A 21,717-nucleotide genomic window follows, 5' to 3' on the forward strand; every position below is an offset into this window, starting at 1 on the left:
AAAGTACTAACAACGGAGTATGTGCTTGATGCATATGATGACTAGTGTGATTGAATACTTGAATAAAGTGTATAAAATTTTATAGTGGTCCTGAAATTCCTTGTTTACGAATCATTAAGAAGTGGGCACCCATTAAGCCAAGTAGAGCTCCGGGTAAAAAGAATACGTGAATGGCGAAAAAGCGAGTTAGTGTTTGAGCACCAACGATGTCTGGATGTCCTGAGAGTAATGTCTTCACTTGCTGGCCTATAATTGGTGTGGATTCAGCAATTTGCAAACCTACTTTCGTTGCAAATAGCGCTTTCATATCCCACGGCAACAAATAACCTGTAAAACCTAAACCTAACATAACAAAGAAAATTAACACACCCACAATCCAGTTTAACTCGCGGGGTTTTTTGTATGCTCCTTGGAAGAAAACACGCAGTGTATGTAAAAACATCATGACGATAACCAAACTTGCTCCCCAGTGATGCATACCTCGAACAATTTGTCCGAAAGCGACTTCATTTTGCAGATAATAAACGGATTCCCATGCATTTTTTATATCTGGTACATAATACATGGTTAAAAACATGCCTGATAAAATTTGAATAACGGTAACAAAAAACGTTAATCCACCAAAACAATACACAAATGCTGAAAAGTGATGTGCAGGATTTACGTGCTCTGGCACTTCATGATCGGCCACATCTCGCCATAAAGGAGTAATATCTAGCCGTTCATCCACCCAGTCATAGATTTTATTCAACATTTTCTATGCCCCTCCTTGTGGTTTGGCTTTTCCTAGATATAACGTACCGCCTTTTACTTTTTGAACGTATACATCTAACGGTCCCATCGGTGGTGTCCCCGGTACATTTTTACCGCTTTTTTCATACATTCCCCCATGACAAGGGCAGTAGAAACGGTGTGGATAGTTTTTGTCACCAGCCCAGTTAACCGTACAGCCTAAATGCTTACAAATTGGTGACAGCGCGACGATTTCACCTTTATCAGTTTTGTACACCCAAGCCGATCTTGGCTCTTCTGATTTATGCCACGCATCCACTTGCTTGATTTTAAAATCGACACGTTTCGGCTCTTTTGTAATGTCTTTAACCTGCGCCACAGCTACTAAATCCTGACCCGCTTCTTTTTCTAAAATTGGATCTACTGCGAAGCGCACCATTGGCATTAACATTCCAGCAGCCATAAATCCCCCTACACCAGTGAGCGTATAGTTTAAAAACTGTCGTCTTGATACCCGATCACCCATGCTTTTCCCCCCTTTAAAAAAGTTCAGTCCAGAGAATTTTGGACACATGATGGACCATTCTATTAAACTAGGACATAATCATGATATATTAATATTTCTGGAAGGTCAATACAATAAAAACCTAAAACATGGAAATAATCTTTATTTTTCTAAATTTTTCGTCATTATTTTGTTTGCGCTTCCATTACTTATTCTACAGTCTTTTTAAACACTCCATTTCTCTAAAAAAATCGGCAGGAGCTGTTGAACTTGTTCATGTATGAGCGTATACTTATGCGACTCGTCTATATGCTCAAGCGGTAAAGCAGGTATCCAAATGCAGTGAGCCCCTATTTCTTTTTCATATTGCAGCCAGTCTCGGTCGCTAGTAAGCACAAAAAGATGTTTGACTTCATTGTCATTTATATGCTCATTCCAACGAAGTAATGTTTCATAAACAGCAGCTACTCCATCTTTTTTTAAATATGTAAAACTAGGTGTTAAAATCACTCTTCCTTTAAATTGCCTCTCTAACTCTTCAGTAAGAGCAGTCGTATATTCACTCATAGATGCAGTAAGCTTTAAATCTTCTCCGAAATCAATCGGAATGAGTGGAACCAATACAGTATCAACATAACTTTTGGATTGTAAGTATACATCCATTTCCTTGGCCTGAAGCTTCAACTTCCTTCTCCTCTCAGCAAGCCCGCTAAAGCTTGTCTTATTTATTTTCCAAAATGAATAAGGAGATAAAAAAAGAGATTGACCTTTTTCTAAGAAGCTAGCCAATCCCTCATTTATCTACTGTACATAATGGTTATTTAAATATTCGCTTAAGCGCTGAAATTCCTCTTTATCGTTTTCATCTAATGCTTTATCAATTAGTTCCATGATTTTTGATCGCTGAAACTTCTGAATAGATTCTTCCAATATTTGCTCAGCTAATACTCTGTCTTTTTCATTTGTTTGATTAGCTTTTGGCATATACGGATTGTCTTCCAGTACAGCCACATATTGAGGCGATGAATACAACGATCGGAAGTTTAATTGAATATAAATGTCTTCTTCTCGATTCAAACGAATATCATGAAATGATTTTTCTGCATCAGTTGTCATGATATTTTCTTTATAAAAACGAAATGGAGGGTCTTCCACACAGTGCGTAGACATCACCATCCCGCGAGGACAAAACTGTGCTTGCTCAACGAAGTGAACTCGTTTCATCAATTGATCATGGCTCATCAAATAATTTAAAATCCATACACATTCTCTTCGCTTCAGCTGATAATTCGTTAAAAACCAGCGAACAAATTCTTTTTTCTCGTTGACAGTAACAGGGGTCGTCATATTCTCACTTCCCTCCTCTGTGTTTAAACTCTCAGTTAAAACACCTTTTACAGTTATTTATTCCACACGGCAGCAATAAAATCCTCTGAACTATTATTTATTCTTCTAATTGAAATAATATGTCTTGAATTTCATCTACTGTTGGATCCATTGCTAATAAGGCTTGGAAAATCCCCTTCGCTTTCGAGCGCTGTCCTTCTTCTAATAAGAAGTAGCCATACTCTTCTAAAAACGCATACTCTTCTTTAAAAACAGTGTATGCAGATTCGTAGTATTTTAGCGCTGCTTCATAATTTTCTAATTCTTGGTGAGCTTTTGCTAAATCCCATTCAAAATGAGGATCATGCTCATTATATTCTTTAGCGTGCTCGATATTCTCTACTACATCTTCATATCTCTCTTGACTCATATAAAGTTTAGAGAGAGTTAAAATGGCTTCAATATACCCTGGATCTAGTGCAATCGCTTGTTGAAATGCCGATTCAGCCTCTTCTTCTAGACCGCGCTTTAATGCTATCTTCCCTTTAAAAAAGTAAAGTTCTTTTTGAAATTCATCCTGCGCAATACCTTCGTTAACAGCCACCGCAGCCTCTTCTAGCATCTCTTCATGTTCATATGATTTTGCTAAATATAAATAAAGAGAATGGTACTCACGGTCTAGCTCTTTTAGTTCTGTGAACTTTTCAATAGCGGTCTGATAATGACCTGCTTGATACGCTGAAATCGCATATTCAAATAGTGTGTTAATCTCAAGCTTATCTTTTAGCGCTTGATCAAAGTAAGGAAGCGCTTCTTCGAACTGACCGATACCTGCTAAACTTTCAGCTAATCGCTGACGAAGATCTGTGCCGTTAAATTCTTTTTCTGTTTTTAGCAGCGTTTGATAAAAAGGAATCGCCTTTTGATAAATTCCTTGACTGCTGTAAAATTCACCGAGCCCAAAATCTATAACCGGCTCATTTGGAAGCATTTTTTTCGCTTCCATTAACTTTTGCTCACTTACTTCACTAAGGCCTTGCATTTGATATAAGTCAGCTACAAGAAGCAGAGCTGGCACGTAGTTATCATCTTCGCTGCTAATTTGATTTAAAATATGAATCGCTTCTTCTTCTTCTTCTAAATCGATAAGCATTTCAGCTTTTAATAAATACAGCTCGCCTTCTTCTGGGTATTTAGCGATGAGCTCGTCTATTAAAGGCAGCGCATCATTTACTAGTCCCCACTCTTGAAGCTGTTCAGCCATTAAAAATTTTTCTTCGTCTGTAGCTTTATCTTTCAATTCATGAATAAGGGCAAGACCTTTTTCAATTTCATTGGATTCTACGTAACCTATCGCGCGGTCTAGTTCTTTCACACACAATTCTCCTTTATTATTACATTCACTTTTTATATACAAATAAAACGAATTAATTTTCTATTCTTTTCAAACCGAAGCAAGAACACATGCTTCTATACACCATGATAAAATAGTTTGAGCGTTTGTTCAACAAATCAATTTGAATACGCTTACATTTTTCAAATAAAAATCCGAACGAGTTTGATTCTCTATTAAGAATATCAATTCATCGTTCGGATTTTCCTTCAACCAAAATGCGCTTGTTCCAGCCTCTTTCTTATTCGCTTAGTTTATCAAGATCTTCAAAGAAAGTAGGATAGGAGACGTGAATAGCTTCACTTCTCATTAGTGTGACCTCTCCCGTTGCAATGGCTGCTGCGACCGCAAGCATCATTCCAATTCGATGATCTCCATAGCTGTCTACTTCACCACTTTTTAGAGCCGTCTTGCCTTCAATGATGAGGCCATCAGCTGTTGGAGTAACAGAGGCACCGAGCTTGCTTAACTCCGTTGCAACCGTATCGATACGGTTCGTTTCTTTTACTTTTAATTCTTCGGCATCTTTAATAACTGTTTTCCCATTGGCCTGAGTCGCCAAAAGAGCGATTACTGGAATTTCATCAATTAAACGAGGAATTACATCCCCCCCAATTTCAATCCCTTTCAACTGAGACGTTTCAATCGTCAAATCGCCAATAGGCTCTCCATTTTGAATACGTTCATTAGAAATTGTAAGGCGTGCACCCATTTGCTGAAGCACATCAATAATACCTGTTCTTGTAGGGTTGAGTCCGACGTTTTTCAAAACGATTCGGCTGTTTGGAACAATGGCTCCTGCAACAAGAAAGAACGCGGCTGAAGAAATGTCACCAGGTACGTATACATCCGTTCCGCGCAGAGATTGTCCTCCTTCAATGCTTACAGTCGTTCCATCTACCTCTACGTCTACTCCAAAGGCGCGAAGCATACGCTCTGTATGGTCCCGTGATGTAAAAGGCTCGGTTACTTTTGTTGTGCCTTCCGCATGAAGTCCCGCTAGTAAAATCGCTGATTTTACTTGTGCACTTGCTACAGGAGAATGGTAATGAATTGCTTTTAAAGCTCCTCCTCGAGTGGATAAAGGCGTATATTGGCCGTGCTCACGCCCATCAATCTTTGCACCCATAGAGCGCAGGGGCACCGTAACGCGGCTCATAGGACGCTTGGCAATCGACTCATCTCCAATTAGAGACGTATGAAATGGCACACCTGCAAGAATCCCAAGCATTAAACGAGTAGTCGTTCCTGAATTTCCTACATCTAAGATAGAAGCAGGTTCACTTAACCCTTCGATACCTTTACCTTCTACTTCGACATACTCGTCTTCTCTTTTAATCGATACGCCCATCTTTTCAAAACACGAAATCGTACTTAAGCAATCTTCCCCTGCTAAAAAATGATTAATCGTTGTTTTCCCTTCTGCCATCGCTCCGAACATCACAGCTCTGTGAGAAATCGATTTATCTCCAGGAATAGAAATTTCTCCTTGGAGAGATGAAAGATTAGTTTTTAATTGTTTTCCACTCATTTCATTCACACCTTTCGTACATTAAGAAATAAACGTCTGATATTGATGCTGATGGAGACACGCTCTTGCCCGCTTTCTATCTTCCTCTGTTTGAAAGCTCAAACGTAATACTCCGTATATGTCTTCTCGTGTTTCTAAAATTCGAATGTTTGTAATACTGATTTCATCTTCTGCTAAATAACCCGTTACTTCTGAAATAATCCCCGGATAGTCAGGAACATCCACATAGAGATCATAAAAGGATGGAATCGCTCCTTTGGTTCGTACAGGAAGCTGATCTCTAAATTGTTTTGCTTGTGAAAAATATGTATAGATATCGTTCGCGTCTTTTCGTTCGATCATATTTCGCACGTCGTTCATTTCTTCAAGCCAGTGGTCAAACATTGAAAGAAGCGCATCCTGGTTATGAAGCAAGATATCTCTCCACATCGCTGGACTGCTTGAAGCAATACGTGTAATATCACGAAACCCTCCAGCTGCCAGCTGCGAAACTAGCTGGTTGTCTTGTTGGTAATATTCTGCTTGATGAACAAGGCTTGCAGCAATAATATGAGGAAAATGGCTGATGACACCCGCTAATTTATCATGTTCTTTTGGTGACATCACAATAATTTTAGCTTTTGTACCACTTAGCAATTCCTTTAAACTGCCTAAAGCCTGCGAAGAAGTAGAAGATGAAGGTGTTAATACATACATTGCATTTTCAAACAAATGAGCTTTAGAAGCAGCTACTCCGCTTTTATGAGACCCAGCCATTGGGTGACCGCCGATAAACTCAATACCTTTAGCAATAAGAGCTCCCGCTGTTTTCACGACCTCTTCTTTTGTACTTCCTACGTCTGTGACGATAACAGACTGTTTAAGCGTAAAATATTCTAACTGTTTTAGCACTTCCGCTGCTTGAGTGACCGGAATGGCAATAACAATATAATCCGCTTGCTCCGCGCCTTGTTGTAAAGAAGAAGCCGCTTGGTCAATTACACCTAGAGTTTTGGCAAGCTCCAGCTGCTCTTGATTAATGTCAAAACCTATTACATCAAGATGATGATGCGTCTTTTTTATATTAAGTGCCAGCGATCCTCCAATTAACCCCAAACCTATAACAAAAACATTTTCTTTCACTTTCCTTCACCTCATTGTACATATGAAGATGAGAGTGTGAAATCACACTCTCATCTTTTACTATATTAGGTATTAAGCTTTCGCTGCTGCTTGGTTAACAAACTGCTGAAGCAATTCAATAATTTGTTCATTTTGTTCTTTTGTTCCCACTGTAATACGAACGGAAGTTGGGAAGCCTAATGCATTCCCTGAACGAACAATAAATCCGCGTTGCAATAAAAATTGAAACACTTCATCGCCTTGACGGCCAAAATCGATTAGAACAAAATTAGTGAAAGACGGATAATAGTTTAAGCCATTCTTATCACAGAAAGCATAGTATTGCTGCAAACCTTCTTCATTTTTCTTTTTACACTCTTCAATGAACGCTTGGTCTTCAAGAGCAACGATTGCTGCTTTTTGAGCCATGCGGCTTGTATTAAAAGGTTCACGAGCCGGCTCAATTTTTTGTAGCAATGATTCGTTTGCAATACCGTAACCAATGCGCAAAGAAGCTAAGCCGTATGCTTTTGAAAATGTGCGAAGTACAATTAAGTTTTCGTATTCATTCAAAAACTCTACCGTATCCGGATAGTCGGCTTGATCTGCTGCATACTCAAAATAGGCTTCATCCATAACGATTAATGTATGCTTAGGAACTTGTTTCATAAAAGAAATTAACTCATCGCCCTTCACATACGTTCCCGTTGGATTATTAGGACTGCATACCCACACAATTGTCGTATTTTCATCAATTGCACGAAGCATAGCATGTAAATCATGATCTCCGCCGCGCAGCGGTACTTCACGAATTTCTGCACCTTCAATTACGGCATTGTGCTTATATTGAGGAAATGACGGCGTCGGCATGACAGTATTGGTATCAGCCGATAGCAAAGCTCGGCAAATAATTTGAATGACTTCATCAGACCCATTTCCAAAAATCAGCTGATCTTGCTCTACGCCTACGTGCTTTGCTACTGCTGCACGCAGTTCAGCTGCATAGCCGTCTGGATAAAGCGCCATATTTTCGATTTCTGCAGCAATCGCCTCTTTTACTAAAGCAGAACTGCCGTAAGGATTTTCATTAGACGCTAATTTTACAACGCGATCTAAATTAAATTCACGCTTTACTTCTTCAATTGGCTTACCTGGTTTATATGGAGATAAAGTTAGTAATTGTTCTTTTACCTTCAACGTGTTACACCTCGCATTTTTGTATAGGCGAAACGATGGATGCAACATACTCCTCAATTTGATTTAATCCGTCTCGGCGTGTATCCTTATTTAAAAGAACTTGTTCAAGCTGGCCAATTTTATTAACAATTGCACTTCCAATTACAATGCCGTCGCTATGTTCTTTTAATACCTCTACTTGTTCACTTGTTGAAATCCCAAAACCGACGGCAACCGGTATAGAAGCTGCTGCTTTCACATCTTCTAAAAAGGTGCCAATATCAACTGGCAACGTAGAGCGAACCCCAGTAACGCCTAAAGACGACACGCAATATAAGAAGCCCGTTGCATCTGCAGCGATTTTTTGGATACGCTCTTTAGATGTAGGAGCAACCATTGAAATGTAGGCAACTTCATTTTCAGCGGCAAGCTCTCGGATACGGCCACTCTCTTCGTACGGTAAATCCGGAATTAGCACTCCATCTATTTCATTTTCTCGCATTAACGCGAAAAAGGATTCTAAACCTAATTGTAACACAGGATTAAAATAGGTAAAGAGAATTACCGGTATTTTCACACCTTTTTTTCTCATCACCGATACAAGCTTAATGGCTTTTGAAATAGACATGCCGCCAGATAAAGCTCTTTTAGACGCCTCTTGAATAATTGGACCATCTGCTAAAGGGTCAGAATATGGTACGCCCAGCTCTAAAATAGAAGCACCTTGCTTTTGCAAAGACAAAGCAATTTCCACCGTTGCATCTTCATGAGGATCTCCTGCCGTAATAAATGGAATAAACAATGTTTCATGTTTAGGTAGTCTCGCTTCAAACGTATTCATGTTCTTCTTCCTTCCCTTCTAGCAAGTTTACTAATGTATGAACGTCCTTATCTCCTCGACCTGACAAGCAAATTAAAATGGTTTCTTCTTTCGTCATGCTTTTGGCCAGTTCAAATGCTTTTGCCAACGCATGGGCGGACTCAATAGCCGGGATGATTCCCTCTGTTTTCGCCAGCAGCTGAAGAGCTTCGATTGACTCATCATCCGTTACACTTTCATATTCTACTCGTCCAATAGATGAAAGGTGAGAATGCTCTGGACCGATACCTGGATAATCCAAACCTGCTGAAATAGAATAAGGCTCTGTAATCTGACCATTTTCATCTTGAAGTAAATACGTGAGCGTTCCGTGAATAACACCTTTTGTGCCTTTAGCCATTTTAGCAGCATGGAGGGCTGTATTTAGTCCTTTCCCTCCTGCTTCTACGCCGATCAAGCGTACATTTTCTTCTTTAATAAAATCATAAAACATTCCGATTGCATTACTGCCGCCTCCGACGCATGCCACGACAGCATTCGGAAGTTTGCCTTCTACCGCTGTAAACTGTTCTTTTGCTTCTTCTCCAATAATTTTTTGGAAATCTCGAACCATTTTAGGATAAGGGTGCGGTCCAATGGCCGAACCAATTAAGTAAAAATGATCTTCGCAATGTTGAACCCAGTAGCGAATTGCTTCATTTGTTGCATCTTTTAGCGTTTTTGTCCCAGAAGTTGCAGGAATGACTTCCGCTCCTAGAAGCTTCATGCGAAAGACGTTCAACGCCTGACGTTCAATATCTTCTTCTCCCATGAATACTTTACATTCCATTCCGAACTTTGCAGCTACTGTAGCTGTGGCTACCCCGTGCTGACCCGCTCCTGTTTCAGCAATAATTTTTGTTTTTCCCATACGTTTAGCAAGTAAAATCTGTCCAATGGCATTATTGATTTTGTGAGCACCCGTATGATTTAAGTCTTCACGTTTCAAATAAATTTTTGCCCCGCCGAGCGTTTCGGTAATATTATCAGCATATGTTAAAGCTGTTGGTCGCCCAGAGTAGTTAACAAGTAAGGATAGATACTCATCTTTAAATGCCGGATCTTTCATTGCTTGATTCAAAGCTGCTTCTACTTCTTCAAGTGGCTTCATTAATGTTTCAGGTACGTATTTTCCGCCAAATTCACCAAAGCGGCCAAATTCATCAGGATGATTGTATGTCATAGTATGATCTTCCTTTCAATCTCTATAATTTTTGTATAGTCCTTCGTTCCATTTGTTTCAATACCGCCAGAAATATCAATCGCCCCAGGCTTGTAGGGTAACAAGTTCTCAATGTTACAAGCATTGATTCCTCCAGCAATAAAGCATTTTTTACCTAACCTTTGGGCAGCTGATTCATACTGAGGAACGAAACTCCAATCAAAAGCGACGCCCGTTCCTCCAAATTGTTCTTTAACCTTGCTATCAATTACATACCCGTCAGCCTTTTCATATACATGCATTTGCTGCACCGTTTCTTTATTGTGAGGGAGCGCTTTCCATACTTCATATCCACGCTGCTTTAACCGACGTACGTCCGCAGCTGTTTCTTGCCCGTGGCACTGAATTACATCTAAATTTGTTACGGAGGCAATTTCAAGTATTTGATCTACCGGTGTATTAACAAATACCCCTACTAGCGAGACTTGTTTTTTTATTTCATCCGTTACAAACTCATTTACTCGTTCAGGCTTTACATATCGTTTACTTCTAGGATAGAAAATAAAGCCAATGTGAGTAGCAGCCGACTTTTCGATTAAAGCTATATCTTGTTTTGATCGAATACCACAGTACTTAATGAGCATATTCACTTTCCCCAAACAGCTTTTCAATCGCTTTGGTTTGATTATCCTGTCTCATAAGCGATTCCCCTACTAAAATAGCTTTTGCTCCCGCTTCTTTTACGTAGGAAACATCATCGTATAAGTAAATTCCGCTTTCACTCACTAGCAGCTGATTTTTCGGAACATGCTTGGCTATTTCTTTGGTCTGTTGCACGCTGGTTTCAAACGTGTGAAGATTTCGATTATTAATACCAATAATCTTTGGGGTAAATACAGCTAGCAGCTTTTCAAGCGTTTCTAGAGAATGCACTTCTACTAAACAATCTAACTCTTTTTCAGCAGCTTGAAGATAAAGCTCTTGCAATTTTAATGGTTCAAGTACTTCTCCAATGAGTAAAATAGCATCAGCACCGATTCTTGCACTTTCTTCCACTTGAATGGAATCAATGATGAAATCCTTGCGAAGCACAGGGATAGAGACATGCTGTTTAATGTCACTTAAAAACGTTCGGTTTCCTTGAAAATAGTGCTGATCTGTTAACACAGACAAAGCATCTGCTTTCCCTTTCTCGTAGGCTTTAGCAATTTCCACAGGCTGAAAATTCTCTTTTATTAATCCTTTGGAAGGAGAAGCTTTTTTCACTTCTGCAATAAGAGCCAGCTCTCGATTCGGATTTGATAAAGCGTCTAAGAATGATCGTTTTGCAACATTTTGCTGTTCGGGTAACTGTAAGTTTTGAATTTCTTCTTTTTTTGTTTCAATAATTTTATTGAGCATGTTCAACCACCTTTTTCGATTTCAATCGTTGTAATTGTGTGTATGCAGCACCTGATTCAATTGTTTCTAAAGCTACAGCTACTCCTTCTTCAAAAGTAGAAACGTTTCCGCTAACGTAAATAGCTGCAGCAGAGTTTAATACGACTGCGTTTTTAGCAGTTACATTGCTTTTATTTAAAAATAGCGATTCAATAAGCTCGGCACTCGATTTCGCATCTTCTACCACTAAGTCTTCAAGCTTCCCTCTCTGTAAGTGTACATCCTCTGGTGCAAGCGTATATTCTGTAATGACATTGCCCTGTACTTCTACAACATCCGTTACAGCCGTGGCACTGATTTCATCTAAACCGTCTCTGCCCGCAACCAGAAGGACGTGGTTAGCTCCCAGTACAACAAGCGCTTCTGCTAATTTTCGTGCAAGCTCAATGGAATAAACGCCAATTACTTGCTTTGTGCAGTTAGTAGGGTTTGCTAATGGACCTAATGCATTAAAAACCGTTCTAAATCCTAATTCCTTTCGAGTAGCAGCAACGTGTTTCATAGCAGGGTGATAAAGCGGCGCAAATAAAAAGGACATATTGAGGTCAGCCACCGCATTTTTCACTTCTTTTTCATTTCCTTGAATCCATATATCCAGATGTTCTAACACGTCGGCGCTTCCACTTTTAGAAGATACGGCTCGATTCCCATGTTTCGCAACCTTTACTCCCGCAGCAGATGCCACAATTGCACTAGCCGTTGAGATATTAAACGTAGAGGCCCCGTCTCCTCCGGTACCGCATGTATCTACTACGTTTAATTCTTCTAGAGAAATAGCATTCATATTATTTTTCATACCTCGGACAAAACCAACAATTTCATCGACGGTTTCTCCTCGGTACGTTAAGATGGTTAGTACGCTAGCAATTTGAGCTGCCGGGACTTTACCGTTCATAATATCATTCATAATTTTTTCTGCTTCTTCCGCTGAAAGTGACTCACCGCGCAAACACTTTTTTAACAATTCTTTAAACATATACATCCTCCTTTTTATCGTAGATGTCTTGGGCTAATTGAATTGTTTTGATTAAAGCGCTAGCTTTATTGCGGGTTTCTTTCCACTCAAGCTCCGGTTTTGAGTCAGCAACCACTCCTGCTCCAGCCTGGATATAAGCGGTCTGATCTTTCAAAAGAATGGTCCGAATCGCAATGCACGAATCAATGTTTCCATCAAATCCGAGATATGCTACGGTTCCTGCATATACATTTCGCGCCACTGGTTCAATTTCATTTAAGATTTGCATCGCTCGCACTTTTGGAGCGCCAGATACGGTACCCGCTGGAAATGCAGAAAGCAGCGCATCAATGGGATGTACTTTTTCGTCAAGGCGCCCTGTCACTTTAGAAATCAAGTGCATGACGTGCGAAAAGTTAACCTGCTGCATTAATACTGGTGTTTGGACACTTCCATACTGTGCAACTCGGCCGATGTCATTTCTTGCTAAGTCCACGAGCATATAGTGTTCTGCCCGCTCTTTTTCATCGTTAATTAAGTCTTCGTATAAGCGCGCATCTTCTTCTGCATCCCTGCCACGTCTTCTCGTTCCTGCAATCGGATGAATTTCTAAATGGCCGTTTTCAATTTGAATCAACCGCTCAGGAGAACTTCCAATTAGCTCCACGCCTTTTACTTTCACGTAAAATAAATAAGGAGAGGGATTAACTAATCGCAATACTCTGTAAATATCAAATCCAGCTACGGTCGTATCAATTTGAAATCTCTGCGACAATACGGCTTGAAAAACATCTCCGCTTTTAATGTATTCCTTAATTTTTTCCACATCTTGCACAAATTTATCTTTTTGGTATGACGATGTCACGCCTTCAAAGCTAACTTCGCGCTGCTCGCTTTCAAACATCATTGGCTTTTCTTTCACCGTCTGCGCTATTCTTTCAACATATCTATTGATCTCTGCTAGAGCTTCACGGTATTTTTCTTTTTTCTGCTGCTCTTTGTCTTGCTCATTAAGCTGAATGTAGTGAATCACCATAAGCTCTTTTGTTTGATGATTGTACGCAAGCATCGTTTGACAATAGATAAAGTGAAAAGTAGGCATGTTCAAATCATTTTGGGCATGTACGTTCACTTTTTCAATTTGCGATACGGCGTCGTAGCTGATAAACCCTACTGCTCCTCCTTTAAAAGGAAGTGCAAGGTCTGGTACTTTCACTTTCAGCTCTTGCTGAATTTTACAAAACACCTCTTTAAAGCTGTCTCCTTGCAGCATAGGCTGAAGCTGCTTGTTTTTTGCTAGATAGCTTCCGTTTTCTTCCTCAACATACAAAAATGGATTTAAGCCAATAAAAGAATAATTGGACCATGGTGATGATTCATCATTACTTTCAAGCAAATATACGGCTTCATCTTTTACTTGTTGAAAAAGATCAACAGGTGTCATGCTATCGATAAATATTTTTTTTATAATTGGAATGGTTAAATACTCTGTAGAGTCTTCTAAAAAAGAAGTATACGTGTTCGTCATATCTTTCAATCCTCCATTTCATGGAGAATGAGAATAGATGAGGTTATATAAAAGAGGATATAATAAATAAACCCAAAGACACATCAAAAATAGGCCTTTGGGTATACGAATGGTAAAATTCACTCAACTAAACTCTGCTCAACTGTCTCATTCTCGTCTACCCTAATCTCAACTAAACTGTCTATTGTTTTCTCATAACTAAAATCTCTAAACTAACTTGTTACCAATTGTAGTACGTTTCAAATTCATTTGTCAACTACTATCTACTTGACTTTAGACGAAACTAAGCTTTAAGCTCTTCATTCAGCAGTTTAAGAATCACTTCATCTTCTACTTGTTGAACAAAAGGTTTGCCTATGCCTTCAAGCAGTACCATGTGAACATTGCTTGATTTAGACTTCTTGTCCGCTTTCATTCTTACAAGCAGTTTTTCAGCTGAAAGATGGTTTGGGACAGACGTCTTGTAGCCAAATTTTTCAAACCATTTCGCAATGTCGTCCACAGAGAACTGACTTTTTTCAAGAACATTGCTGACTTTCATAGCAAACAGCATACCAATCGCTACGCCTTCTCCGTGACTGATTTTTCCATAGCCGCACTCCGCTTCGATCGCATGCCCTAGCGTATGTCCAAAGTTCAGATGAGCGCGAACGCCAGCTTCTGTCTCATCTTCTTTTACAACAGATGCTTTGACTAAAATACCGTTTTGAATAGCATAAATTAATTTTTCATCTTTTAAATCAGTCAGCGATTGTATATTTTGCTGAAGCCATTTATAAAATTCTTCATCGTGAATAAAAGCGTGTTTAATCACTTCTGCAAAACCGGAACGCCACTCTCTTTCGGGAAGCGTTTTAAGAAGATCAATATCATAAACAACCGCTTCAGGCTGATAAAAAGCACCAATCATATTTTTTCCAAGCTCATGATTAATGGCTACTTTACCGCCTACAGCACTATCGTGAGCAAGAAGCGTCGTTGGCACTTGAATAAAAGAAATTCCTCTCATATAAGTAGCGGCTACAAATCCAGCTAAATCGCCTACTACCCCTCCGCCAAAAGCAATAACGAGCGCATTGCGGTCAAGCTGCTGTTCGAGCGCAAATGTCTGACAATCGTAGTAATGTTGAAATGACTTTGCATGTTCACCGCTTGGCACTACGTATTTAGCCACTTTAAACTTTGTATCGATCGCTTTTACAACCGCTTCTCCATAATATGAATCTACAGCTGAATCGGTGATGATTAACACGGACGACAGATTAGGTTTTACACTCTCGATAATAGAAGGCAGCTTTTCAATTAATCCATTTCCTAAATAAAGAGGATATGTTTTGGATAAAGTTTGAATATCAATTTGCAACATTAAAACTCCCTCGCATGTGCACGCATTTTCTCAATATTTTCAGCAATTAAATCAATTCGGTCTTGTCCAAACTGTTCGATTAGCGCATCAGCCAATTCCCAAGCTACAACGGCTTCTGCTACAACGCTTGCCGCCGGCACAGCGCAGCTGTCTGAACGTTCGATGCTTGCCTCGAAGGCTTCTTTTGTTTCAATATCAACACTTTTTAACGGCTTGTAAAGCGTTGGAATAGGCTTCATTACTCCGCGTACTACAATTGGCATACCTGTTGTCATGCCGCCTTCAAAGCCGCCTAAGTTGTTTGTTTTACGGGTATACCCGTTCTTTTCATCCCATAGAATTTCGTCATGAACTTCGCTTCCTGGTCTGCGAGCCGCTTCAAATCCAATCCCAAACTCAACGCCTTTAAATGCATTAATGCTCATAACAGCTGCAGCAATCTTCGCATCTAATTTACGATCGTAATGAACATAGCTGCCTACTCCTGCTGGCACGCCTTCAATAATAACTTCTACTACGCCTCCGATAGAATCGCCATTTTTCTTAGCATCATCGATTGCTTGCATCATGTCTTTCTCAACAGCTGAGTCAAAACATCTTACTGGAGAAGCTTCAGTGACTTCTTGAAGTTCCTCTAAGCTTTTGTATTGAGGCGGATTTGCCTGTACGCCGCCAATTTCTAATACATGTCCAGCTACAGAAATCCCGAACTGAGCAAGAATTTGACGAGCGACAGCACCTGCTGCTACCCTTACAGTTGTTTCGCGAGCTGAAGAACGTTCTAATACATTTCTCATATCGCGATGACCATATTTAATAGCGCCGTTTAAATCGGCATGCCCTGGTCTTGGTCTTGAGATTTTACGCTTTACTTCTTCTGATTCTTCTTCAGAAATTGGCTCGATGCCCATAATTTTTGTCCAGTGTTTCCAGTCGTTATTTTCTACCGCTAACGTAATAGGAGATCCTAGCGTATAGCCGTGGCGGACACCGCTTAAAATTTCCGCTTGATCTTTTTCAATTTGCATACGTCTTCCGCGACCATGACCTTTTTGTCTTCGCGCTAAATCTGTATTGATGTCTTCGGCTGTTAAAGGAAGCCCTGCCGGAACACCCTCTAAAATAGTAGTCAATTGTGGACCATGTGATTCTCCTGCTGTTAAATATCGCATAATCGTACCTCCGCTTAATATGTATTATTCGTCAGAATTTTTCCATTTTTAAATATGACTATACCATACTATAACATAAGAATGTACAAAAAGTTTCACCTCAGCTTTTAAGAAACCGCTTCAGGTTGTCTCGGTTAAATGGTCTTTACTTTTCTGTAAAAAAACGTATCAGCCGTTTCAAATCCATACTTTTGCGGAGTAAAAACCTGCTCTGTGCTACCTACAAATAAGATACCGCCAGGTGCTAAAGCTCTGCTAAATTTTTCATATAAAGCATGCTTTGCTTCATCTGTAAAATAAATAAGCACATTTCGACAAACAATCAAGTCAACGTTTTTTGGAAAAGAGTCTGACAGTAAGTTATGTTTCTGAAAAACAACTGTTTTTTTGATTTTTTCATCTAATAAGTACCCGGTTCCTCTTTGTTGAAAGTACTTATTTTTCATCGAAACAGGCATCTCCTGAAGTGAACGTTCATCATAAAAGCCTATTTTTGCTTTTTCTATCACTTTTTCATCCAAATCAGTCGCTAATATAGAAATACGCGAAAGAGGAAACAATGTTGATAAAACCATCGCTAGTGTATATGGCTCTTCCCCTGTTGAACAGGCAGCGCTCCACACTTTCAGGTCTGTTTTTCCTTTTACAAGAGCCGGTAAAATTTTTTGCTCCAATATATCCCACCGCTGATAGTTACGATAAAACTCTGAAACGTTAATCGTCATCCGATCTAAAAACTCCTCAAGCAGTTCGCTGTTACTGCTCATCGCTCGATAATATTCAAAAAAACTAGAAAAACCTTTTTTTTCATAAAGGGAGGTGAGGCGGCGTTTCATTTGAGACTGCTTATATAGTGATAAATCAATGCCTGTTTTTATTTTTATTTTCTCCACAAACGCGTCGTATTCGTCTATCATTTTCGACTCTCCTTTCTCATTTCTATACGTTTATGTTAGACGTATAAGGAAATAAAACCTTTATATACGCTTATCTTCTTATTAATATATCGGAATACATTGTGAAAATGTTTATGTAGAGAGATATTCGCAATCAATAGCCTAGTACCTATGTATAAACACAATAAAAAAGACGAATGAAAATTCATTCGTCTCCTTGCGCTATCTAAATTAGTAAATCCAAGCGTCTGCGTCTTTTTTATAGAAAGTCAGCTCTTCACTTTCAAAGAATAAGCTGATTTCACGCTCCGCACTTTCTGGTGAATCTGAGCCGTGAATAATATTCTTATCAACAATCAGTCCATAATCACCTCGAATAGTTCCAGGAAGCGCTTCTTGAGGGTTAGTTTTCCCCACCATTTGACGTGATACTGAAATCACGTTTTCACCTTCCCATACCATAGCAAAAACTGGACCTGATGTGATAAATTTCACTAACTCACCGAAGAAAGGTTTCTCTTTATGTTCACCGTAGTGTGTTTCAGCTAATTCCTGCGAAATATGCATAAGCTTAGCTCCGACTAATTGAAAACCTTTTTTCTCAAAGCGAGAAATAACCTCACCAATAATGCTTCTTTGTACCCCGTCTGGTTTGACCATTAAAAACGTTTTTTGTATCATTTTACTCTCCACCCCTGAAGTTCATGATATGTAAACAAGTTTTGAAAGCGCAATCACACCTCATGAAGATATTAACATTGTTTCGAGCAGTTTACAACTTATGAAAGTAAATAAATCAAAATTTCCGTTTTCCAATGTACTTCGCAATTTGATGCAGCGTTTTTTTCGCCTTGTTTGGCGGCAGTTCTTCTAAAATGCTCATCGCTTTTTGCAGATAACGATCGCTCATCTCAAATGAACGTTCAATGGCGTTAGAAGATTTAATATCAGAAATAATTTCATTGATCAGCTCTTGCTCATATTCCCTCTCAAAAAGCTGTTCTACTTTATCTCGAAACTCAGCATTTTCAATGGCATACAAAACTGGCAGCGTAATATTTCCTTGCAGTAAGTCGCTGCCAACTGGTTTCCCAAGCTGTTCTTCTGATGAGATAAAATCTAAAATGTCATCGGTAATTTGAAATGACATTCCCACGTAATATCCAAACCAAAATAAACGTTTATGTATATCTTCAGGAGCTCCCGCTGCAATTGCACCTAACTGACAGCTTGCAGCAATTAGTAGTGCCGTTTTACGTTTAATTCTACGCAGATACACGCGTAAGTTTTGGTTTAGATTGTATTTGTCCTTAATCTGTTCAATTTCACCGAGCGTTAATTCCACCATCGTATTAGATAAAATTTTATGTGCTTCCACATCTTTAACCTCACTCATAACTTCAAGCGCACGAGCAAAGATGTAATCCCCTGTATACATAGCAATACGATTGTCCCATTTTGCCTTAATTGTTGGTTTTCCGCGTCGCTTATCAGCGTCATCAATAACATCATCATGAACAAGAGACGCCATATGAATCAGCTCAAGCGCTACTGCCACGTGTTTGATTTGGTCGATGTTGTAATGCCCAAATTTAGCTGCCAACAAAACAAATACAGGGCGAATTCGTTTCCCCCCTGCTTGTAAAAGGTGAAGAGAAGCATCTGTGATAAGTGTTTCATCGGTATGAACAGTTTGTTCAAGTTCTTTCTCAATAAGGGTAATATCCGTATTCAAAAAAGCGTACATCATTTTTAGTTTCATTGGACTCACCTTGCATTATATATTCATTCTTTACTCCTTATCCTACAGGCTGTTGCACCTGTAGGACAAGCTTTTTCTCTTTTATCGTTTGTACCCTAGATGCATCGCTGCTACTCCACCTGTGTAAGATTTCACTTCAACATCTGTCAAACCGGCTTCACGGAACATATCAGCCAATTGCTTTTGACCTGGAAAGTCCCTTGCTGACTCTTGAAGCCATGAATATTCATCATAGCTTTTAGCGACCATCTTTCCAAGCGCAGGCATAATATACTTAAAGTAAAGCAAGTACATTTGTCGGTAGCCGACCATCGTGGGCTGAGACGTTTCAAGGCAAACCACTTTTCCGCCAGGTTTCACGACGCGCTGCATTTCCTTTAAAACTTGAAGGTAATCGGGCACGTTGCGCAGTCCGAATCCAATCGTTACATAGTCAAATGAATTATCTTCAAAAGGAAGTTCCATTGCATTGCCATGTAGTAAGGTAATATTTGAAAAAGGTGAGTTTTTTACTTTCTCTTCACCAATCTTTAGCATATTTTGACTAAAATCCAGGCCAACTGCCTCTCCTGTTTCTCCAACTGCTTCAGCCATAGCTAGCGTCCAATCCGCAGTTCCGCAACAAACATCTAAAGCTTTTGTTCCTTTTTGAACATTCATTCGCTTCATCGTATCTTTGCGCCATGCCTTATGACGCTGAAAACTAATAACAGAATTCATTTGATCATAATTTTTGTATATTTTTTCAAATACGCCATGGACACGCTGTTCTTTTGATTGCTGCATATCTCTATCCTTCTCCTACGACATTTTTCAGCACTTCTAAGCTAGATGTAAGTTCATCTAAGTGCTCTCTTAAAAACTCATTCATCACAAATTCACTTCGTAAGTATCCTCTAACAATGTTTACAGACTGTTGAGTATACGAATAAAGGTATTCTTTTATTTGTTCTTGATTCATACCAATTTGTTTGCAATAGTTTAGCAAGAGAGTAGACTCTTTATGCTGCAATGACTTTAATTGCTTTAATATCCCGTTCAAATACGCTGCATGTTTTAAAAGTTCTTTCCACTCTTCACGTTCAAAATAGTCACATAAGCATCTTACAAACGATGATTCTGCTGCTAAAAAACTATTCATAACGTCGTGTGGATTAGTAGAGCGATTGTTATAAATGTGTATCTTAGCGATATTAATTTCTTTAATAGCAGATGCTATAACTTTCATTAAATTCAGCTGGTTGCTTTGAGCTAAATAGTAATAGTACAGGCCGCTGTAATAATCTCCGGCCAAAACTACCAGCTGCCGCTCATGCAGCTTTCCTTCATTTCCGCTAACATTTTGAGTGGAGACTAGATCGTGGGTATCAAGTGCGGTTTGAACGAGCATCACAGATAGCACAGAGCTGTTCTTTTTTTCTTCTTCCATTGAAAGAGTATCTAAGAACGAACACATGTACAGTAATCTATTTTCATCAATACGCGGATGATGAATATATTTTTTTACATATGGATGACTTAATTCAACATGAAGCTGTTCTTTCATGTTGGCCACAATATCATAGATGGTTTTTACGCTCATCATCCTTGTCTCCCTTTCCATCACTATTTGTTTAAAGTTCTTTTAACTCCAAATCGATAGTGTCAATTATAACATAATTACATTATAAAATATCCTTTAAATTCTTTTGAAGCTTTTTCACGGTTTAAATCATTTAGCTGCTCATCCGCTTGAACACCGTTCATCTACATACCATCTGGATTTCTTAGACAGTAATTTAAGATATTGCTTTTAGTTTCACCATGTTTTTCCTGTTCTTATTCATTTATTTTAAATATAAATAAAAGCAGGAAAATCCCTGCTTATTTTTTCGTATCGGATTCAATTTCTCCGTGAACAGTCTGAATGACGGCTTTGCCACGAATTTTAATTGCGGATGTATGCTCAGTAAACTGCGCAATCATTACTTCGCCTTTATCTAGTTTTTCTGAATGATGAAATCGCGTATCTGCTCCTCGCGTTAAGCCAATTACGTTAACTCCATCTTCGACCGCTTTAATGACAATATACTCCGGCGTTCCTTTTTGTGTCATATTCTCTTCTCCTTCATCATCCACATTATGATTTAATCAGTGATAAAACTTCAGCTCTAGAACTTGCATCGTGTTCTAACACTCCGCGTACAGCAGAAGTGATTGTCATAGCTCCAGGCTTTTTAATGCCTCGCATGGTCATACACATGTGCTCTGCTTCCACTACTACCATTACCCCGTGCGGCTCTAATGTTTCTACAATAGAATCCGCCACTGTAGATGTAATTCTCTCCTGAAGCTGAGGACGTTTCGCAACAGCTTCTACTGCTCTTGCCAGCTTACTTAAACCGGTCACTCGTCCGCCTTTTGGAATATACGCAACATGAGCTTTTCCATAAAAAGGCACTAAGTGATGTTCACACATAGAGTAAAAAGGAATATCTTTTACAAGCACTAGCTCTTCATGATCTTCTCCAAAAACTGTTTTAAAATGTTCTTTTGGATCTTCATTCAACCCGGAAAAGACTTCCTCATACATTTTAGCTACTCGCTTTGGTGTATCTAATAATCCTTCACGGTTTGGATCTTCGCCAATTGCTTCTAAAATTAGTCTCACGGCTTGTTCGATCTGTGGTTTATTTACAGATGACATGTTGTTGCCCTCCAATTCGTTGCATTACGACTTTATGAAAAAAATTCTAGCATATGTATATACCAAAGGCAAAAAAGAAAGGTCGCAAATGTGCGACCTTTCAAAGCTCTTCATCAACGGCTATGAA

General features: G+C 39.2%; 23 protein-coding genes. All 23 read right to left on the reverse strand.

What is annotated here, in order from left to right; genetic code table 11:
• Positions 1-79: 79 nt before the first annotated feature.
• The 23 genes from qcrB to folE all read right to left on the reverse strand — a co-directional run bounded on the left by qcrB (position 80) and on the right by folE (position 21,590).
• Positions 80-754, reverse strand: a complete 675-nt coding sequence (gene qcrB, locus BG04_RS06340) for a menaquinol-cytochrome c reductase cytochrome b subunit (RefSeq protein WP_013058992.1) — start codon at positions 752-754, stop codon at positions 80-82.
• Positions 755-757: 3 nt separating this feature from the next.
• Positions 758-1,258: a QcrA and Rieske domain-containing protein gene (locus tag BG04_RS06345; protein ID WP_013058993.1), complete on the reverse strand. Its 501-nt coding sequence runs from the start codon at positions 1,256-1,258 to the stop codon at positions 758-760.
• A 204-nt stretch (positions 1,259-1,462) separates the two neighbouring features.
• Entirely contained in the window at positions 1,463-1,921 is a 459-nt protein-coding gene (locus tag BG04_RS06350; protein ID WP_230586508.1) for a YpiF family protein, read from the reverse strand.
• A 117-nt stretch (positions 1,922-2,038) separates the two neighbouring features.
• On the reverse strand, positions 2,039-2,584 hold the full coding sequence (locus tag BG04_RS06355; protein ID WP_013058996.1) for a ReoY family proteolytic degradation factor: 546 nt from the start codon (positions 2,582-2,584) through the stop codon (positions 2,039-2,041).
• Positions 2,585-2,681: 97 nt separating this feature from the next.
• Positions 2,682-3,938 carry a tetratricopeptide repeat protein gene (locus BG04_RS06360; RefSeq protein ID WP_016765463.1) on the reverse strand — a complete coding sequence of 419 codons (1,257 nt, stop codon included), beginning with the start codon at positions 3,936-3,938 and terminating at the stop codon, positions 2,682-2,684.
• A 259-nt stretch (positions 3,939-4,197) separates the two neighbouring features.
• Positions 4,198-5,487 carry a 3-phosphoshikimate 1-carboxyvinyltransferase gene (gene aroA / locus BG04_RS06365; protein ID WP_034649095.1) on the reverse strand — a complete coding sequence of 430 codons (1,290 nt, stop codon included), beginning with the start codon at positions 5,485-5,487 and terminating at the stop codon, positions 4,198-4,200.
• A 21-nt stretch (positions 5,488-5,508) separates the two neighbouring features.
• Complete coding sequence (locus BG04_RS06370; protein ID WP_034649092.1) at positions 5,509-6,609, reverse strand: prephenate dehydrogenase; 1,101 nt, start codon at positions 6,607-6,609, stop codon at positions 5,509-5,511.
• Between the two features lie 72 nt (positions 6,610-6,681).
• On the reverse strand, positions 6,682-7,785 hold the full coding sequence (hisC, locus tag BG04_RS06375) for a histidinol-phosphate transaminase (protein ID WP_034649089.1): 1,104 nt from the start codon (positions 7,783-7,785) through the stop codon (positions 6,682-6,684).
• Between the two features lie 4 nt (positions 7,786-7,789).
• Entirely contained in the window at positions 7,790-8,605 is an 816-nt protein-coding gene (gene trpA, locus BG04_RS06380; RefSeq protein WP_034649087.1) for a tryptophan synthase subunit alpha, read from the reverse strand.
• Positions 8,592-9,806, reverse strand: coding sequence for a tryptophan synthase subunit beta (gene trpB / locus BG04_RS06385; protein WP_013059002.1), 1,215 nt, complete (start codon positions 9,804-9,806; stop codon positions 8,592-8,594). Before trpB ends, trpA begins: the two co-directional genes overlap by 14 nt.
• Positions 9,803-10,429, reverse strand: coding sequence for a phosphoribosylanthranilate isomerase (locus BG04_RS06390; RefSeq protein WP_016765467.1), 627 nt, complete (start codon positions 10,427-10,429; stop codon positions 9,803-9,805). Before BG04_RS06390 ends, trpB begins: the two co-directional genes overlap by 4 nt.
• Positions 10,419-11,186, reverse strand: a complete 768-nt coding sequence (gene trpC, locus BG04_RS06395; RefSeq protein WP_016765468.1) for an indole-3-glycerol phosphate synthase TrpC — start codon at positions 11,184-11,186, stop codon at positions 10,419-10,421. The genes BG04_RS06390 and trpC overlap by 11 nt, the downstream gene beginning before the upstream one ends.
• The gene (gene trpD / locus BG04_RS06400) at positions 11,176-12,201 is read right to left on the reverse strand and encodes an anthranilate phosphoribosyltransferase (RefSeq protein ID WP_034649083.1); all 1,026 of its coding nucleotides are present in this window, start codon (positions 12,199-12,201) and stop codon (positions 11,176-11,178) included. Before trpD ends, trpC begins: the two co-directional genes overlap by 11 nt.
• Positions 12,194-13,708, reverse strand: a complete 1,515-nt coding sequence (gene trpE, locus BG04_RS06405; protein WP_016765469.1) for an anthranilate synthase component I — start codon at positions 13,706-13,708, stop codon at positions 12,194-12,196. The genes trpD and trpE overlap by 8 nt, the downstream gene beginning before the upstream one ends.
• A gap of 283 nt (positions 13,709-13,991) precedes the next feature.
• Entirely contained in the window at positions 13,992-15,074 is a 1,083-nt protein-coding gene (gene aroB / locus BG04_RS06410) for a 3-dehydroquinate synthase (protein ID WP_034649081.1), read from the reverse strand.
• Positions 15,074-16,246, reverse strand: a complete 1,173-nt coding sequence (aroC, locus tag BG04_RS06415) for a chorismate synthase (RefSeq protein ID WP_013059008.1) — start codon at positions 16,244-16,246, stop codon at positions 15,074-15,076. The genes aroB and aroC overlap by 1 nt, the downstream gene beginning before the upstream one ends.
• Before the next feature lie 134 nt (positions 16,247-16,380).
• Positions 16,381-17,163: a CheR family methyltransferase gene (locus tag BG04_RS06420; RefSeq protein ID WP_034649079.1), complete on the reverse strand. Its 783-nt coding sequence runs from the start codon at positions 17,161-17,163 to the stop codon at positions 16,381-16,383.
• Positions 17,164-17,373: 210 nt separating this feature from the next.
• Positions 17,374-17,823 carry a nucleoside-diphosphate kinase gene (gene ndk / locus BG04_RS06425; RefSeq protein ID WP_013059010.1) on the reverse strand — a complete coding sequence of 150 codons (450 nt, stop codon included), beginning with the start codon at positions 17,821-17,823 and terminating at the stop codon, positions 17,374-17,376.
• Positions 17,824-17,938: 115 nt separating this feature from the next.
• The gene (hepT, locus tag BG04_RS06430) at positions 17,939-18,904 is read right to left on the reverse strand and encodes a heptaprenyl diphosphate synthase component II (protein WP_013084891.1); all 966 of its coding nucleotides are present in this window, start codon (positions 18,902-18,904) and stop codon (positions 17,939-17,941) included.
• Positions 18,905-18,985: 81 nt separating this feature from the next.
• The gene (menG, locus tag BG04_RS06435) at positions 18,986-19,690 is read right to left on the reverse strand and encodes a demethylmenaquinone methyltransferase (protein ID WP_034649078.1); all 705 of its coding nucleotides are present in this window, start codon (positions 19,688-19,690) and stop codon (positions 18,986-18,988) included.
• A 4-nt stretch (positions 19,691-19,694) separates the two neighbouring features.
• The gene (locus tag BG04_RS06440; RefSeq protein WP_026106690.1) at positions 19,695-20,489 is read right to left on the reverse strand and encodes a heptaprenyl diphosphate synthase component 1; all 795 of its coding nucleotides are present in this window, start codon (positions 20,487-20,489) and stop codon (positions 19,695-19,697) included.
• A 278-nt stretch (positions 20,490-20,767) separates the two neighbouring features.
• Complete coding sequence (gene mtrB, locus BG04_RS06445) at positions 20,768-20,998, reverse strand: trp RNA-binding attenuation protein MtrB (protein WP_013059014.1); 231 nt, start codon at positions 20,996-20,998, stop codon at positions 20,768-20,770.
• Positions 20,999-21,023: 25 nt separating this feature from the next.
• Complete coding sequence (gene folE, locus BG04_RS06450) at positions 21,024-21,590, reverse strand: GTP cyclohydrolase I FolE (RefSeq protein ID WP_013059015.1); 567 nt, start codon at positions 21,588-21,590, stop codon at positions 21,024-21,026.
• Positions 21,591-21,717: the final 127 nt, after the last annotated feature.

It is taken from the genome of Priestia megaterium NBRC 15308 = ATCC 14581, assembly GCF_000832985.1.
Lineage (GTDB): Bacteria > Bacillota > Bacilli > Bacillales > Bacillaceae_H > Priestia > Priestia megaterium.